The sequence below is a fragment of the Micromonospora sp. CNZ285 genome (assembly GCF_004637285.1).
The window spans coordinates 3,025,553-3,042,577 of sequence record NZ_SPQD01000001.1 but is presented as its reverse complement, the minus strand read 5'-3'; the positions used below and the strand labels follow the sequence as shown (position 1 = coordinate 3,042,577).

Below are 17,025 nucleotides of genomic sequence, written 5' to 3'. Positions count from 1 at the left end.
GCCATGCGGGTTGACGGGGTGGAGCCGGGCGCCGGGGGCGCCCGGTTCCGCGCGCTGGTGGTCGACGACGAGCCACCCCTGGTGCAGGTCGTCTCCGGCTACCTGACCCGGGAGGGCTTCGACGTGGTCACCGCCGCAGACGGCAACGCCGCCGTGGAGTCGGCCCGCGACACCGAGCCGGACGTGATCGTGCTGGACCTGATGCTGCCCGGTATCGACGGCGTCGAGGTGTGCCGGCGTGTCCGGGCGTTCAGCGACGCGTACATCATCATGCTCACCGCCAAGAGCGACGAGGTGGACAAGTTGGTGGGGTTGTCGGTCGGGGCCGATGACTACCTGACGAAGCCATTCTCACCCCGGGAGCTGGTCGCCCGGGTGCGCGCCATGCTTCGCCGCCCGCGTACGCCTTCGGCCGTACCGGAGACCCAGGTCCGCCGATTCGGCGACCTGGAGATCGACGTGGCCGGGCGGGAGGTCCGCGTGCGCGGCCAGGATGTTGAGCTGACGCGCACCGAATTCGACCTGCTCGACGCGCTCAGCGCGCAGCCCCGGGTGGCGTTCAGCCGGCGGCAGTTGCTGGACCATGTCTGGGGCGGCGACTGGTACGGCGACGAGCACGTCATCGACGTGCACGTCGGTAACCTGCGTCGCAAGCTCGACGACGACGCCACCCAGCCGCGCTACGTCCGCACCGTCCGTGGCGTCGGCTACCGGATGGGTCCGGGCTGATGCGGCCCGGACTGCGAACCGACCGGCTCTCGACCCGGCTGTTCATCGCGCAGTCGCTGATCGTGGCTGCCGGGGCGGTCACCCTGGTGCTGGTGGCGTTCGCCGTCGCGCCGGCCCTGTTCCGCAGTCACCTGCACCGCATGATGGGCATGTCCGCCGGCATGACCCAGGATCTCGAGTCCGCCCTGATCGCCACGCTGCTCGTCGCGCTCGGTGTGGCGGTTGGCGCCGCTCTGGTGACGTCGTTGGCGGTGAGCTGGTTCATCACGCGGCGGTTGGCCGGTCCGCTGTCCGAACTCTCCGGAGTCGCGACCCGCGTCGCCGACGGTGACTACGACGCGCGGATGCCGCCGAGCCGGCTGGGAGCGGAGCTCGCCGCGGTGGATGACGCGTTCAACCGGATGGCCGCCACGCTGCAGAACACCGAACGGCGCCGGCTGGAGCTGCTCGCCGACCTCGCACACGAGCTGCGTACCCCGATCGCCACCGTCGACAGCTTCCTCGAGGGCATCGAGGACGGTGTCATCCCCGCCATCCCGGATACGTGGCGGACGCTTCGCGATCAGACCAGGCGGCTGGACCGCCTGGCCGATGATATCCACGGCCTCTCGCGGGCGGAGGAACGCCGGGCCGACCTGCGGGTCGAGCCGCTGGACGTCGACGTGGTCGTTGACGAGGCGGTTCGCGCCGCAGCCGCCGGTTACGCAGACAAGGGCGTCGTCCTCGAACACCGGGCCGGTCCCGCGCCGGCGCGGGCGCTCGCCGACCCCGACCGGCTGCGCGAGATCCTCGACAACCTGCTCGGCAACGCGCTCCGCCACACTCCCACCGGCGGAAGCGTCACGATCACCACCAGCTCCAGCGCCAGAGAGGCGGCCATCGCGGTCGCCGACACCGGCGAGGGCATCGCCGCCGAGCACCTGCCACACGTGTTCGATCGGTTCTACCGGGCCGACCCGGCCCGCAGCCGGACTACCGGGGGTAGCGGCATCGGGCTGACCATCGCCCGCGCCCTGGCCCAGGCCCACAGCGGCCGGCTCTCGGCCGCCAGCGCCGGCATCGGAGCCGGTGCCACCTTCACCCTCACCCTGCCCGCAATGCCGGCCCGCTGAGTTGCCGGCACGCAGGCGGGGGAAGCATGTGACGTGCGCCCGATCACACGTACGCGGGGATGCGGTCGGGTGCGTCTCCCACGCGACCGACGCCCCGCCCCTACTGAAGCCCGGGCCCGTTCTTCAGCGAATCTTCATGGTCTTCGGACGGGTCTTCCGCCGACTTCGCGTCATTGTTGGTGGGGGCGGAAGGTCACCCTGAACCCTGCCAGGACAGGGGCCCTCGGCCAGCAAGTTGATCAACGATGAGAAGGTGGACGCAGCCGATGAGCAGGACGTCGCAGCCGACGCGACCGAGCAGCAGATCCGGCTCCGCGCGTAAGGCGCAAGCCGGCGAGCCGCAGTCCGGGCCGACCCGGAAGATCGTCGTGACGGCGCTGGCCGCGCTGGCCGTCCTCTCCGCCGTGGTGGTGTTCGTCCTGCGGGACCAGGGCTCCTCGGCTGACCACGGCGCGGCGGGTACCGGGCACGACGGGTTCGGGCACGTGCACGGGGTTGCGACCGACCCGGGCAGCGGGGCCCTGTACGTCGCCACCCACGTCGGGCTGTTCCGCGTCGACGACGCGCACACCGCCGTGCGGGTATCGAAGGACGCCCTGGACCTGATGGGCTTCACCGTGGTCGGCCCCGGGCATTTCCTGGCCTCCGGCCACTCCGAGGACGGCCCGGCCAACGTAGGTCTGATCGAGTCGACCGACGGTGGGGTGACCTGGCGGGCGAAGTCGCTTTCCGGCGCGGCGGACTTCCACGGGCTGCAGGCCGCCCACGGCTCGGTGTACGGCTACAACTCCACGGATGGTGCGTTCATGGTGAGCGTCGACCAGCGGACCTGGGAGCAGCGGTCCCGGGTGGCGATGGGGGAGTTCGCGGTCAGCCCGACCGATGCGCAGAGCATCCTCGCGGTGGGGCGCGACGGGCTGCAGCGCTCCACCGACGGCGGCCGGAGCTGGCAGACGGTCGCGGGCGCTCCCGCTGTCGGCCTACTCGCCTGGGACCGCACCGGCGTGTGGGGGGTGGCCCAGGACGGAGCGATCTGGTCCTCGACCGATGGCGGGCAGCAGTGGCAGCGCCGCGGAGCGGTGCCGGGGCAGCCGCACAGCATCGCCACCGACAAGGGCACGCTCTTCGCCGCGCTCGCCGGTGACCGGGTCGTCGCCACCACCGACGCGGGCGCCACCTGGACCGACCGGTACGTGCCGCAGTGAGGTCGCCGGGCCGCTACCGTGGCCACAGCGGGTGCTCGCTGGCACTCAGGGTCCGGCGACGGCCGGCAGGTCGGTACGCCGGCAGAGTTGGTGCAGGTCACCTATCTTCGCCACCATGAGTGACGACGAGAAGCAGCGCCGCGTCTGGGACCGGCACGCCGCCGGCTACGACCGGCAGATGGCCTTCATCGAACGCCGCTTCCTGCGCGACACCCGGGAGTGGATCTGCCGGCAGGCCACCGGCGCCACCCTCGAGGTCGCCATCGGCACGGGGCGAAATCTGCCCTACTACCCGGACAGCGTACGGATCACCGGGGTCGAGTTGAGCCCGAGGATGTTGGAGATTGCGGGCCGGCGGGCCACCGAACTGGGCCGGGAGGTCGACCTGCGGCCCGGTACCGCCCACGACTTGGACTTTCCCGATGCCACCTTCGACACCGTCGTCTGCACCCTCTCACTCTGCGCCATCCCGGACGACCACCGCGCGGTCGAGGAGATGATCCGGGTCCTGCGCCCCGGCGGTCTGCTCCTGCTGGCCGACCATGTGGTCGGCGCCAATCGTCCCGTTCGGGCGATTCAACGCCTCATCGAACTGGTCAGCGTTCCGGCGGCCGGTGAGCATTTCCGGCGGCGTCCCATCCGTGACGTGGCCGCGGCCGGTCTGCACATCGAGCAGCATCAGCGCTTCGCCGCTGGTGTGATCGAACGCCTCGCAGCCAGTAAGCCGGCCGGCACGTGAGGGAGATTCCCGCCCTGCCCAACTTGTCCGTCGAGGGGTTCCGCCCTGACCAGCAAGGGTGCCAGCGGCGGCCTCAGCCGGTCAGGGAGATCGACACCTGCTGGCCTCCGCCGATGGTCTGCGGCGGCTGTCTCGCCACGTGAACGGTGACCGGTGCCGCGTTGCAGGGTGAGGCGATGAGGGCGAGGGCGCTGCCGGTGGCCGTGACGTGCAGCTGGTGGCCGCGGTAGGTGATCAGGGTGTGCAGCCGGGTGATCTCGTGCGGTAGGCGGGGGTTGAACCAGAGGGCGTCCTGCCGGGTCTCGATTCCCAGGTAGCAGCGTTCGGCCAGGTCGAGGGTTCCGGCCATGGCGCCGAGGTGGATGCCCTCCCGGGTGGTGCCGCCCTGGGTGTCGCGGATGTCGGCGGCCAACGCGTCGGTGAAGTTTCCGAAGGAGGCGGTCCGGTTGGTGCGGGCCTGCACCCAGGCGTGCACCACCCTGCTCAACGTCGATCCGTGGCTCGCCCGGTGCAGGTAGAAGCCGGCGGTGCGGGGCAGGGCCTCCGGTGGCCAGTGGTACCCCAGGCCGGCGAGCAGCTCGCGCAGTTCCTCGGCGGAGAGCAGGTAGAGCAGCATGAGCACGTCCGCCTGCTTGCCGATGCGGTAGCGGTTGGGGGAGTCCCCTTCGGCGGCGAGGATGAGGTCGAGCCGGCCGATGTTCCCGTACCGGCGGCGGTAGGCGTCGAGGTCGAGTTCCGCGAGGTCGGCGTAGCCGTCGAACTGGCTGATGATCCGGTCGTCGTGCCACGGCACGTACATCCTGGTGGTGATCTCGGCCCACCGCGCCAGCTCGCCGTCGTCGATGCCGAGCCGGTCGGGCAGGCTCGTGCCGTCTCGGCAGGCCAGCAGGTCGACCACCGCGAGGGCCTGGCGTAGCAGCCACACCGTCATCACGTTGGTGTAGGCGTTGTTGTCCAGGCCGGGTGCCTCGCGGTCGGGGTAGCCGTCGTGGAACTCGTCCGGGCCCATCACGCCGGTGATCTCGTACCGTCCGGTGCGCGGGTTGCGCCGCGCCAGGTCGGCGAAGAACCGGGCCGTCTCCAGGATCAGCTCCCCGCCATGCGTACGCAGGAAGTCCAGGTCCCCGGTGGCCTGGTGGTACTGCCACACCGAGTACGCGACCGCCAGGCCGACGTGCCGTTGCCGCGCCGACCGGTCCCGCATCCACCGGCCGGTACGGGTGTTGAACAGCTCCCTCGGCGTCTCCTCCCGGCCGTCGCTGCCGGACTGCCACGGGAACATCGCCCCCCGGCAGCCGATCGCGGCCGCGGCCCGCCGCGCGGCGTCGAGGCGACGCCACCGGTAGAGCAGCAGCGCGCGGCTGGCCTCGGGCAGGTGCAGCGCCAGCACCCGGTGGACGAAAACCTCGTCCCAGAAGACGTGACCCCGGTACCCCTCGCCGTGCAGGCCGCGCGCACCGACGCCGGCGTCGAGGTCGGTGACGTTCGGCGAGGTGGCGACCAGCAGGTGGAAGGTGTGCAGGTTGAGCTCCAGCGATGGCCAGGGATGGTCCGTGTGCAGCTCGATGTGGCTGCGTTCCCACAGCCGCCGCCACGCGCGGACCTGCTCACCGAGCAGTTCGGCGAAGGAGCCGGCCCGGGCCGCCGCGTCCCGGGACGCGGCGGCAGGTTCCGTGACCGCCCGGTCCTGGGAGGTGTGGTGGGCGGCGATCTTCTCCACGCGCAGCGGCTGGCCCGCGCGCACCGCGACCGTCCAGGTCTCCTGCGGACGACCGGGCAGCATGTCCACGCGCCGTTGTGCGTCCACGCGGACGCCGGCTTGGAACAGCCGGGTACGCACGGCGGTCGCGACCTCGACCCGGGACTGGGTCGTGCTGACCCGCAGCCACAGTCCGTCGTCGCCGTCTCGTCCCTGCCCGTCCGGGCGCAGGTGCCGGCCGGCCAGCGGCCCGTACTCGGCGACCTGCCGGTTGGCGACCCGACCGTCGATGCCCGAGCGCACCTGCAGCGTGCCCGACCAATTCTCCGGCACCAGCGTGGTCTCCAACGCGGACAGGTGCGGCGTCGCCATCGAGACGAGCATGCGCGACATCATGGTGGTGGCTCGGCCCGAACCGTCGACATGCCGGTAGCGGCGGTGCAGCACCCCGGCTCGCAGGTCGAGCGTCTGCCGGTGCTCGCTGACGCCGCGCGCGTCCGGTCTCACCCACCGCTCTCCGGGCCGTCGCCAGCGCAGCGTCAGCCAGTTCGGCAGGTTGACCAGGCTCTCGTCCTCATGGACGTGCTCATGCAGTCGCGTCCGCAGCCGGTTGAAGATCGCAGCGGCGTAGGTGCCCGGGTAGTGGCTGCGGCCGGCATCGGCCTCCGGTGCCGCGCCGCGGGTGGCCAGGTAGCCGTTGCCGATCGTGCACAGCGTCTCGCGGATCCCCTCCGTCGCGAGGTCGACGCCGGTGTAGTCGAGAAGCCAGCCGGCGTGCTCGGCGCCGGCCGTCGACGCCGGCTGCCACCATCGGCGTCGCATCGCCTGTTCGTCGACCGTCACGTACGCCAGACCGCGCAGCACCGGTTCCGCGCCGTGCGCCCGCAGTTCGGCCGCTGCCCAGGCCCCGCCGTACGCGATACCCACGACCAGCCCGAACCCGCCGCGACAGGCGGCCTGCACCCCCGCCGGCGCGCAATGCACCACCGCGGTTCGCGCCGGATGCACCCCGAGCAGCCTTGCCGCCTGCAGCAGGACCGCCGGGTCCGGCAGCCGCGCCGTAACCTCCTGGCCGTCTAGCACGAGGTCGGTCAGCTGGTCGATGCCGAATCCGTTGCCAGGCCGGCCGATGACTCCGGACGTCAGCCCCGACCGGCGCAGCGACCCGAGCAGGCTCTGCGCCTCCGCGACCATCACCGCAGTCGGCGGCCCCCAGGTGGCCGGTGGGTTGTGCTCCGACACCGCTGCCAGGTCGAACAGGACCGCGTCGAGACGTTCGAGGGGCAGGCGAAACCTGTCAGCACCGCAGCTGTCTCGCGCGTCGATGCCACTGTCGCCGCAAGTAGTCACCACCCGCCTCCACGAGCCTTCGGGTGAGGAGGCCCGCCCGGCAGGAGCCGCAGACCTTCCAGCGAGACCCTATCCGTGGCCAGGCCAGCCAGCGGCGGAATCGCTGAGATCCCACCGGCGCGCCGTCGCACCCGCGATGGTGAAGACCTGGGGCGTCGGCGCAGCGCCGCCCCAGCCGCTGATGTGCCGGGGCGGTGAGCGTGGCACCCGGCGGCCGCAGACAGGTTTCGGGAGGCGAGGCAGGTGCACCACGGCGGCGGGCAGCCCGGCCATGCCTGCGGCGGCGCCGGGACGCACCCGCAGCACGACAAGCACGCCGGCCACACCCCCGAGATGTTCCGCAGCCGGTTCTGGGTGTGTCTGGCGCTGACCATCCCGGTCGTCCTCACCAGCCGTCTAATCATGGACTGGCTGGGTTACTCGCTGGACTTCCCCGGTGTTTTGTGGGTTGGTCCGGTGCTCGGGTCGGTGGTGTTCTTCTACGGCGGTTGGCCGTTCCTCGTCGGCGCGGTCCGCGAGGTCCGCGACCGCGCCCCCGGCATGATGCTGCTGATCGGGATGGCCATCACCGTGGCGTACGTCGCCTCCGCGGCGACGAGTGTCGGCCTGTTCCGCCTGGACTTCTGGTGGGAGCTCGCCGCCCTGGTCACGATCATGCTGTTCGGCCACTGGCAGGAGATGAAAGCCATCGGCCAAGCCCGGGGGGCCCTGGCCGCGCTGGCCGCCCTGCTGCCCGATGAGGCCGAGCGGGTCGGCCCGGGCGGAGCCGTCGAGCGGGTGGCGGCGGCCGAGTTGCGGGTCGGCGACAGGGCGCTGGTCCGCCCCGGTGGACGCGTGCCCGCTGACGGGCACGTCGTCGAGGGCGGCGCCGAGCTGGACGAATCGATGATCACCGGCGAGTCGCGGCCGGTCCCACGTCGGGTGGGGGACCGGGTGGTCGCCGGCACCGTGGCCACCGACTCGGCGATCCGCGTCCAGGTCGACGCGGTGGGGGAGGACACCGCCCTGGCCGGCATCCAACGGCTGGTCGCGCAGGCGCAGGCAGCCGGTGGGCGGGCGCAGGCGCTGGCCGACCGGTTCGCCGCGTGGCTGTTCTACATCGCCACCGCCACCGCGCTGCTCAGCCTGATCGTCTGGTCCGCGCTCGGCCGGGTCGACCAGGCCGTCGTCCGTACCATCACCGTGCTGGTGATCTCCTGCCCACACGCCCTCGGCCTGGCGATCCCACTGGTCATCGCCCTGTCGACCAGCGTGGCGGCCAACTCCGGGATCCTGGTCAAGGACCGTCTCGCCCTGGAACGGATGCGCACCGTCGACGCGGTCCTGATCGACAAGACCGGCACCCTGACCAAAGGCCAGCACACCGTCACCGGCGTCGCCGCCGCCGACGGCACCAACGAGGACGAGGTGCTGCGCCTGGCCGCCGGAGTTGAGGCCGACAGCGAGCATCCCCTCGCCCGGGCCATCGTCGCCGCCGCCCAACGAGTCGGACCGGCAAGCGGCTCGGAGTTCCGGTCGCTGCCCGGCCGCGGGGTGCAGGCCACCGTGGCCGGGGCGGCATACGCGGTGGGCGGCCCGGCCCTGCTGCGGGAACTGCACGCCGACGTCCCTGCCGAACTGCGCCAGGCCGAGCAGGCGTGGTCGGCGCGCGGCGCCGCCGTGCTCTACCTGGCCCGCCTCGACGGCCCGCCCCAGCTGCTCGGCGCGCTGGCGCTCGAGGACGAGGTACGCCCGGAGGCCCGACAGGCCATCGCCGAGCTGCGCCAACTCGGAATTCGGAAGATCGCGATGATCACCGGTGACGCCCGCCCGGTCGCCGACGCGGTCGCCGCCGATCTCGGTTTCCGTCCCGGCGAGGACGAGGTCTTCGCCGAGGTGCTACCCGCCGACAAGGACGAGATCGTCGCCGGCCTGCAACAGCGCGGCCACCGGGTGGCGATGGTCGGCGACGGCGTCAACGACGCCCCCGCCCTCGCCCGCGCGGACGTCGGACTGGCCATCGGCGCCGGCACCGACGTGGCCATCGAATCCGTCGGCGTCGTCCTCGCCTCCTCCGACCCGCGTGGCATCTCCGCCACCGCCCGCCTGTCCAAGGCGTCCTACCGCAAAATGGTCCAGAACCTCGTCTGGGCCGCCGGCTACAACGTGGTGGCCATCCCCGTCGCCGCGGGCGTCTTCGCTTGGGCCGGTGTGGCACTCAGCCCGGCCGCCGCCGCCGTGCTCATGTCCGCCTCGACCATCGTCGTCGCCCTCAACGCCCAGACGCTGCGCTGGGTGCACCTCACACCACAGGACCACTGAAGACGCATGTCAGTCCTGTCAGTCGCTGGCGCTGGCAACGGTCGCCCCGCTGACCGTCACGGCGCGGTAGGGACGCGTCCGGGGGAGGTTGAGGGCCCAACCGGACCTCGGTCGTCCTCAGTGCCGACCCAGTCAGTAGCGGTCCTTGAGGATCTTCTTCATCTGTGTGATCTCTTCCTCCTGTGACTTCACGATCTGGTCGCAGAGCTCGATGATCTCGGGGTCGGTGATATCTGATTCCTGGCAGACCAGCACGGCCCGGGAGTGGTGCGGGATCATCGACTTCAAGAAGCCCTCGTTACCCACGAACGGCTCGGTGCGCACGGCAGCGAATCCGCCGATGAAGACAGCAGCGAACGCGATGTACAGCATGATGTTGAGACGCTTGTTGGTGAACATGCTGCTCATGACGCCCATCATGATCACGCCCATGATCGACACCATGATCAGTGACATGTAGAAGTTGCTCAGGTTGAGGTAGAAGTCGCCGAAGCGGCGGATCTGCGACAGGGTCAGGACGAACATGACGACCAGACTCACCGCCAGGACGACACCGAACCGAACATAGTTCTGCTTCATCGCTCCTCCGGAGTGGACAGCGTGGTGAGCATCGGGCAAGGGCCCTCAGTACCCGGGTAGACCAGATCCAACCGACGCAACTCTCACCACGCTTCGTCGAGGCGTCCCACCAGCGGATGACATCTTCTGGGTGAGGACGCATCGGGCGGGCATGGGTCCTAACGTGCGGGGGTGGACAGCGTTCACCTGCCCCGCCGGCTGCTGCTCGCCGGACTCGGCTCAGCTGCAGTGGCAGCCGTTGCCGGCTGCGAGTCGCACCGCGCCACATCCTCGACGCCCCGGCCAACGAGCAGCCCACGGCCGACCGGCGCATCGCGCGGAGCCGGGGCGGCGCTGCGGCGAAAGATCGCCAGCCTGCTCGTGGTCGGCTTTCGCGGCGCCCAAGCCCCGAACTGGATCATCAAGGCGGTGCGGGACGGTCTGGGCGGTGTGATCCTCTTCGACCAGGACCTGGAGAGCAAGTCGGTGCGTAACATCCGCTCGCCCGAGCAGGTTACGGGCCTGGTGAATACCCTGAAAAGCGCCTCGCCCGGCCGGCTCATCGTCTCCATCGACCAGGAAGGTGGCCGTACCGCCCGCCTCAACCCGAGCAACGGCTTCCCGGCGACCAGGTCGGAGGCCGAGATCGGCGCGGAGAACTCCACGTCGGCGACCGGCGACTGGGCGCGAGGACTGGTGGCGGGGCTGACGCGGATCGGGGTCAACCTGAACTACGCCCCGGTCGTCGACCTGAACATCAACCCCGACAGCAGGGCTATCGGCAAGCTGGGTCGCAGCTTCTCGGCCGACCCGGACGTGGTCGTCAGCAACGCCACGGAGGAGATCCAGGCGCACCGGGCGGCTGGTGTGAAAACCTGCCTGAAGCATTTTCCCGGATCGGGTAGCGCCGCCGGAAACACCGATTTCGAGGTCGTCGACGTCAGCGACACCTGGCAGGTAAAGGAACTCGAACCGTTCCAACGGCTGATCCAGGCCGGCCTCGCCGACTCCGTCATGGCCGCCCACGTGCTGAACAAGCAGCTCGACCCGGCGTACCCGGCGTCGCTGTCAGCCGCGACCGTGACCGATCTGCTGCGCGGCCGGCTCGGCTGGCGCGGGCCGGTGGTCAGCGACGACATGCAGGCGGTCGCCATCACCGACCGGTACGGTGCCGCCGAGGCGGTCGCCCTGGCGTTGCAGGCCGGCCTCGACCTGCTCGTCTTCGCCAACCAGCAGGTACACAACGAGAGAGTCGTCGAGGAAACAGTCGACACGATCACCAATCTCGTCCGGGCCGGGCGCATCACCGAGGACCGCATCGACCAGTCCGTCGCGCGAGTGGATTCCCTCCGCCCGAAACGCTGACCGAGGTGCTCCGGGCACGCTCCAACCCGTGTGCGTGCTCGCGGCACAACATGCGTCGGCTACTACCTCATGATAGTAGAAGTGGGTGAGGAGACGGCTGGATCGGCAGACGCCGGACCCGACGATGGGCTTGTCACGTGCCGGGTGAGGGTCCGGTAAGGCAGGGCACCCTCTGATTTCGGCCCAAGATCTCGCACAGTGCCTGACGGCGAGCGGCGAAGGGAGACAGCACCGGCCGGCGGGGCCCCGGATGGCCGAGCGCTCGGTGAGCAGCTTGGGAGTCAGCAGCGCGGAGGGAAGCGGAATGTACGCAGGGGCAGCGAGCATGGCCTTGGTGGCCGCGCTCATTGTCGGCGGTCTGTACCTGGCCCACCGGGCTTTGGCGATCGCTGCCTCACCGCTGGGGAGCGTGCCCTTCCAGTCCGGGTGGCAGCCTGAGGAGCACGCGTTGTCGCGCTACCACGTTCGGTGGTACCTGGCCACGCTGCTCTTTCTCGCGTTCGACGTGGAGATGCTGTTCATGTACCCGTGGTCGGTGGTCGTCGCCCGGCTCGGGGCCACAGCGATCGTCGAGATGTTCGTCTTCCTCGGGGGAGTCTTCCTTGCGGTGCTGTGGGCCTGGCGGGAAGGCGCGCTGCGATGGGTCTGAGCGACGCGGTGAGTCGGCTCGCCGTCCGGCACGCGCACGTGCTTGTAGCAGAGGCGCCGGGGCACTGGGTGACCCGGGCCGCGGTCGAGCGCCACGTCCTGGCGCGCGGCTGGCGGCTGGCTTTGTCCCCGGCAGAGGCCGACATCCTGGCCGTCTGCGGCCCACCGCCCTCGCAGCTGGCGGAGCCGCTGCACCGGCTGTGGGAGCAGATGCCCGGCCCGCGGGCTCGCATCGATGTCGAATCCCCGCATGCCGTCCCGCCCGCCCTCGTCCTAGCGCAGGAAGATCTGCTCGACCTCAACCGGCAGCGGACCGACAGCCAGGACCGGTCATCCGGCCACACCGCGATCGGCCATGCCCACACCGGCGACCAGCTGCCCCACGAACGGCACGCGCCACAGGAGCACGCCGACCACACCCCGGAGCGCCGCCATGGCGGCGGACAGCAGGACGAGGCGGCCCATGAGCCGCACGCCGACCACGGCAACGGCGCCGACTCCGCGGGAAGCCAGGAACGTCCACACCGCGCAGCGCCGGCGCATGAGGGGCACGGCCACGTCGGCCACGAGGAACCGCCACGCGGCGGCGGTGAGCACGCCGACGACGACGGCGGCCAGGGGCATGGCGATCACGGCCACACCGAGCATGGCGACCACGACCAGAAGGCGGCCCGTGGGCAGGCGGGTCATGGTGGTGGTGCGGCGCACCCCGGGCACGAGGACCTGCCCTCTGAGGGCCACGGCGACATGAGCCATGCCGGGCACGCCGCCCACGCCGATTCTGAAGACGTCCATCACAAGGGGATGGGGCAGTCTTCCCACGGCGCAATGACGCACGAGGGCCACGGCGGAATGGAGCATGGCGGCATGGCCCACGGCGGCATGGAGCACGGGGGTATGGACATGGCCCCCGGCGGTATCCCGCTCGCCTCCGGCGGTGAGGACCGCGACGGCTTGGAGATGGACTTCCTGCACCTGCGACTTGGCCCGGTCCTGGCGTACTGGCCGGCGGGCCTCGTCCTGCGGTGCACCCTTCAGGGTGATGTCATCGTCGATGCGGAGACCAGCCTCGTCACCGCGACCGATCCCGCCGCCGAGCCGGAGCGCCGGTACGCGCCGGAGGACCTGCGCCGGTTCGCCGCCAGACGCTGCGACAACGCCGCCAGCCTCCTGGGCCTCGCCGGCTGGGGTGATGCCGCCTCCCGCGCTCGGCGTATCCGTGACGCCCTGCTGTTCACCGATGACCGTGACGGGCCAGCAGGGGAACTCGAACGGCTGCGCCGCGTGGTCGGCCGGTCGTGGTGGCTGCGGCGCTCACTGCACCGCATCGGGCCACTGGATGCGGACGACCTCGCCCGCCGGGGTCTGCCGGCCACCATGGCAGGCGACGTGCGTGACCGGCTGCTGGCCATGCTCAATCACGCGGCGAACAGTATCGGCGGCCAGCGGCCCGCTGGCTCGTCGCTCGGCGTACCCGTCGACGCGATCCCTGATCTCGTACGCGGGTGGGACCTCGCCACCGCCCGCCTCATCGTCGCCAGCCTCGACCTCGACCCCCTCGTCACGGACCGCGAGGTGAGTCATGCCTGACGTCACCGTGCTCCCCGCCGGCTGGGCGCTGGCCGCCGCAGCACTGCTCGGACTGTTGGCGGCCGCGGCCGCCGCCTTTGACGGGTTCCTGGCCTCATGGGCATCCGGCGCAAGCTCCTCAGGGCTGAGTCAGCCGTTCGGTGAGGTGGCCCGGCTGATGCGCCAGCGGCGGCGGACCACGGTAGCGGGGGACAGCCTGCTGTGGCGTATCGGCGGGGCGGGACTGCTGTTCATGGCGTTGATGATCATCACGGTGGTGCCGCTGGGGCGGTGGACGCTGTTCAACCTCGATGTGGGGGTGATCTGGTTCAACGCCATGGACGTTCTGGCGTGGGCGTTCGTGTGGCTGACCGGCTGGGGTGCCAACTCGGCCCACTCCCTGATCGGCGGTTACCGGTTCCTCGCCCACGGCCTGGCCTACGAACTGCCGCTGATGTTCGCGCTCGTGGCACCCGCAGTAGGTGCGTCGAGCCTGAACGTCGGGACGATCGCCGCCGCCCAGCAGGGCCTCTGGTTCGTCGTCTGGATGCCGGTGGCCTTCCTCGTCTTCTGCCTGGGCGTCCTCGCGATCGCCGTCTGGGGACCCTTCTCCCCGGCCCTCGGCGCCGACGTGGCCGGCGGTGTGACCGCCGAACTGTCCGGCGTCGACCGGCTGCTGTTTCAGGGTGGCCGGTACGCGCTGCTCGCCGCCGGGGCCGCGTTCGCGGTGCCGATGTTCCTCGGCGGCGGCGCCGGCCCGCTGCTGCCCGACTGGGCCTGGGTGCTGATCAAGACCCTTGCCCTGCTGGCCGCATTGGTGTGGCTGCGCCGCCGCCTGCCCGCGGTACGACCGGACGTGTTCATGGAGGTCGGGTGGATCGTGCTGCTGCCCGCGGTGCTGCTGCAGGACCTGGTCGTCGCGGTCGTCGCCGTAGGGAGGGGCTGAGGTGGTCACCCACGTCGTGTTCTGGGCCCTGGCGGTTGTCGCCGTGCTCGCCGGCGCTGCGGTGTTCGTCGTCGACTCGATGGCCCGCGCCAGCTACGCGCTCGCCGTGTCGTTCATCGCCGTCGGTCTGCAGGTGCTGCTGATGCAGCAGAACTACGTCGGGGTGGTGACGATCCTGATGATGGTCATGGAGATGGCCGTCATGGCGGTCTACATGGTCATGTTCATGGGCATGAACCCGGCGCTGATGCCGATGAGCATGGTCCACGACAACCGGCACGCCCTGGCGGTGTCCATCGGCGTGTTCGTCCTGCTGGCCGCCGGGGTGCTGCTCGTGCCGTGGCCCACGCGGCGCGGTGCCCCGCCCGTCGACGTCACCGAGGCGTTGGGGGAGGAATTGATGGGTCCGAAGATGCTGGTCATGACCGGCGTTGGGGCGGTCATGGCGGTGACCATCGTCGCCGGCGTGGTCCTCGCCGCCCACCGGACCCGCTACGACCGGTTCGGCGACGACCTGCGCCGGCGACCGGCCGACGACCCGCAGCCCGGAGGGGTCGGCCGATGACCCTGCAGACCGTGCTGCTCGTCGCGGCCGCGCTGTTCAGCGTCGGCCTCTACGGCGCCCTGTCCCAGCAGGTCGTCGTCATGGTGATGATGGGGCTGGAGCTGATGCTCAACGGTCTCATCCTGGCCGGCGCCGGATTCTGGTGGTTCCTCGCCCCGCACCCGTCCGGGCAGGTCCTGCTGCTGGTCATCATCACGGCGATGACCGTCGAGATGGCGATGGGCTTCGCCGTGGCCACCCACCTGCACCGGGTACGCCGCACCGACATGACCGACATGGCCGCGGACCTGTCCCGATGAACGGGCTTGCGCAGGCGGCGCTCTGGTCACTGGTGGCCCTACCGGCTGGCGTCGGCGCGTTGCTCGCGTTCGACCGGCGGGCTGACCGGCTCGCGGCACCCGTCGCGCTCACCGTTGCCACCGGGTCGGTGGCCCTGTCGGCGGTGGTCGGGGTGGCCCGGCCGCGGGTGGCGGCGCCGTTCCTCGCCGGCACCGAGTTCGCGCTCGCCGTCGACGGGCTCGCCGCCCTGGTGCTGCCGATGTTGACGGTGGTCACCCTGCTCGTGCTACTCGCCGCAGCAGGGGAGATCCGCCGCTCCCGGGCCCGCTTCCACGGCCTGATGCTGCTCTTCGCCGCCTCCGTCGCGCTCACCGCCACCGCGGCGACGCTGCCCACCCTGCTGTTCGCCTGGGAGATCATGGGCGCCGCCTCGTACGCCCTGATTGGGTTCTGGTGGCGCGACTCCGACCGGGTGTCCGCAGGCCTGACCGCGTTCGTCACCACGCGCGCCGCCGACCTGGGCCTCTACCTCGCCGCCGGCGCGGCCCTCGCGGGCGGCGCCGGTCTGGCGTTGCGCGATTTGCCCGACAGCAGCCCCGGCTGGCGGCACCTCATCGCCGCCGGGATGCTCATCGCCGCGCTGGGCAAGGCCGCGCAACTGCCCTTCTCGTTCTGGCTTTCTCGGGCGATGGCCGGCCCGAGCCCGGTCAGCGCGCTGCTGCACTCCGCGGCCATGGTCGCCATGGGCGGTTACCTGCTGCTGCGCGTCGAGCCGCTGCTGGCCACGACCGGGTGGGCGGGCCCGGCCACCATGTGGGCCGGAGCGGTGACGGCGCTCCTGCTGGGGGCGGTGGCGGTCGCCCAGCGGGACCTCAAGCAACTCCTCGCCGCCTCCACCTCCGCCCAGCTTGGTTTCGTGGTGCTAGCCGCCGGGGCCGGCGGGATCGCGGGCGGCGCGACGCACCTGATCGCGCACGCCGCCACCAAGGCCTTGCTCTTCCTCGCGGCCGGAGCTTGGCTGACGGCGCTGGGCACCAAGCAGCTCGCCGGGCTGCGCGGGGTCGTCGCTCGGTGGCCGTGGGTCGGGTGGACGGCAACCGTCGGTGCGCTCGCGCTCGCGGGGATGGCGCCGCTGTCGCTGTGGGCGACCAAGGACGAGGTCCTCGCGGCGGCCCTCGAGCAGTCGCCGTGGCTCTACGCGGTGGGGTTGGCCGCGTCGGCGCTCTCCGCCGCCTACGCGGGGAAGGTGCTGGTGGTCATCTGGCGGCGGGTCCCCCCGACCAGCAGGCCGACGTCGACGCCCACCGGGACGAGGAGGAGACGGCCACCAGGCGGGTCGGCGTCCTACAGCAGGCGCCGCTGGTCGCGCTCGCGATCGGTGCGGGGTTCGCTGGCCTGCTGGCTCTGCCACCGGTCGGCGCCACGGTCGCGCGGACCGTCGGGCAGCCGGAGAAGTTCCACGTGTCGCTGCCGGAGCTTGGGGTGTCGGCGGTGATCGCACTGGTCGTCGTCCTGGCGGTCGCCCGCCGCCCGATCCCCGAGCCGCGCTGGGCGCTGCACTGGCTCGGGCTGGAGCCCGCAGCACGAGTCCTGGTCGTCCGACCGACGCTGCGCTGCGCCGAGGCGTTGGCCCGTTTCGACGACCGGGTCTTGGACCGGGCCGCGGTAGCCCTGGCGCGCACGGTGCTGAGCCTGTCCCGCCGGGCCGGCTCGTTCGACGACCGGGTCCTCGACCGGGGCGTCGAATTCGCCTCGGCCCGGACGCTACGGATGGCCGCTCGGGCCGGCCGGGCCGACGACCGGTGGCTCGACGGGGCGGTGGAGGCGTTCGCCGCCGGGATGCGCCGGCTCGGGCAGTTCGCGCGCCGGCCGCAGACCGGACAGCTCTACCAGTACTACCTACAGGCCGTCGTGGTGCTCCTCGTCGGTGTCGTCGTCCTCGTGGTGTTGGGGTGAACCC

At 71.3% G+C, this 17,025-nt stretch carries 13 protein-coding genes and 1 pseudogene; 12 read left to right on the top strand and 2 right to left on the bottom strand.

All coding sequences use genetic code 11. The features are described from left to right. The first annotated feature begins 3 nt into the window (after positions 1-3). The 4 genes from CLT75_RS13685 (at position 4) to CLT75_RS13670 (ending at position 3,785) form a co-directional block, all read left to right on the top strand. Entirely contained in the window at positions 4-729 is a 726-nt protein-coding gene (locus CLT75_RS13685) for a response regulator transcription factor (RefSeq protein WP_047890774.1), read from the top strand. Further along, positions 729-1,841, top strand: coding sequence for a sensor histidine kinase (locus tag CLT75_RS13680; RefSeq protein WP_036310736.1), 1,113 nt, complete (start codon positions 729-731; stop codon positions 1,839-1,841). The genes CLT75_RS13685 and CLT75_RS13680 overlap by 1 nt, the downstream gene beginning before the upstream one ends. 266 nt (positions 1,842-2,107) lie before the next feature. Further along, entirely contained in the window at positions 2,108-3,046 is a 939-nt protein-coding gene (locus tag CLT75_RS13675) for a F510_1955 family glycosylhydrolase (RefSeq protein WP_030271505.1), read from the top strand. 115 nt (positions 3,047-3,161) lie between these two features. Beyond that, the gene (locus tag CLT75_RS13670; RefSeq protein WP_030271507.1) at positions 3,162-3,785 is read left to right on the top strand and encodes a class I SAM-dependent methyltransferase; all 624 of its coding nucleotides are present in this window, start codon (positions 3,162-3,164) and stop codon (positions 3,783-3,785) included. 73 nt (positions 3,786-3,858) lie between these two features. Here the strand turns inward: CLT75_RS13670 and CLT75_RS13665 are convergent, their stop codons facing one another. Further along, positions 3,859-6,726 (bottom strand): glycosyl hydrolase family 65 domain-containing protein, encoded by a 2,868-nt coding sequence (locus CLT75_RS13665; protein WP_135241037.1) that lies wholly within the window; start codon positions 6,724-6,726, stop codon positions 3,859-3,861. Between the two features lie 351 nt (positions 6,727-7,077). Between CLT75_RS13665 and CLT75_RS13660 the strand changes: the two genes are divergently transcribed. Further along, positions 7,078-9,135 carry a heavy metal translocating P-type ATPase gene (locus CLT75_RS13660; RefSeq protein ID WP_013476056.1) on the top strand — a complete coding sequence of 686 codons (2,058 nt, stop codon included), beginning with the start codon at positions 7,078-7,080 and terminating at the stop codon, positions 9,133-9,135. A gap of 132 nt (positions 9,136-9,267) precedes the next feature. Here the strand turns inward: CLT75_RS13660 and CLT75_RS13655 are convergent, their stop codons facing one another. Then, complete coding sequence (locus CLT75_RS13655) at positions 9,268-9,714, bottom strand: DUF305 domain-containing protein (protein ID WP_013476057.1); 447 nt, start codon at positions 9,712-9,714, stop codon at positions 9,268-9,270. Positions 9,715-9,885: 171 nt separating this feature from the next. Between CLT75_RS13655 and CLT75_RS13650 the strand changes: the two genes are divergently transcribed. From CLT75_RS13650 to CLT75_RS13620, 7 genes and pseudogenes are all read left to right on the top strand, one after another. Further along, positions 9,886-11,058, top strand: a complete 1,173-nt coding sequence (locus tag CLT75_RS13650; protein WP_225319486.1) for a glycoside hydrolase family 3 N-terminal domain-containing protein — start codon at positions 9,886-9,888, stop codon at positions 11,056-11,058. 325 nt (positions 11,059-11,383) lie between these two features. Further along, positions 11,384-11,707, top strand: a complete 324-nt coding sequence (locus tag CLT75_RS13645) for an NADH-quinone oxidoreductase subunit A (RefSeq protein ID WP_176739798.1) — start codon at positions 11,384-11,386, stop codon at positions 11,705-11,707. Beyond that, complete coding sequence (locus CLT75_RS13640; RefSeq protein ID WP_013476060.1) at positions 11,698-13,296, top strand: hypothetical protein; 1,599 nt, start codon at positions 11,698-11,700, stop codon at positions 13,294-13,296. Before CLT75_RS13645 ends, CLT75_RS13640 begins: the two co-directional genes overlap by 10 nt. Further along, positions 13,289-14,221, top strand: coding sequence for a complex I subunit 1 family protein (locus tag CLT75_RS13635; RefSeq protein WP_013476061.1), 933 nt, complete (start codon positions 13,289-13,291; stop codon positions 14,219-14,221). Before CLT75_RS13640 ends, CLT75_RS13635 begins: the two co-directional genes overlap by 8 nt. A gap of 1 nt (position 14,222) precedes the next feature. Continuing rightward, positions 14,223-14,786 carry an NADH-quinone oxidoreductase subunit J gene (locus CLT75_RS13630; protein WP_013476062.1) on the top strand — a complete coding sequence of 188 codons (564 nt, stop codon included), beginning with the start codon at positions 14,223-14,225 and terminating at the stop codon, positions 14,784-14,786. Continuing rightward, entirely contained in the window at positions 14,783-15,085 is a 303-nt protein-coding gene (locus CLT75_RS13625; RefSeq protein WP_013476063.1) for an NADH-quinone oxidoreductase subunit NuoK, read from the top strand. Before CLT75_RS13630 ends, CLT75_RS13625 begins: the two co-directional genes overlap by 4 nt. Further along, positions 15,082-17,021, top strand: a pseudogene (locus tag CLT75_RS13620) (proton-conducting transporter transmembrane domain-containing protein). The gene CLT75_RS13625 and the pseudogene CLT75_RS13620 overlap by 4 nt, the downstream one beginning before the upstream one ends. Positions 17,022-17,025: the final 4 nt, after the last annotated feature.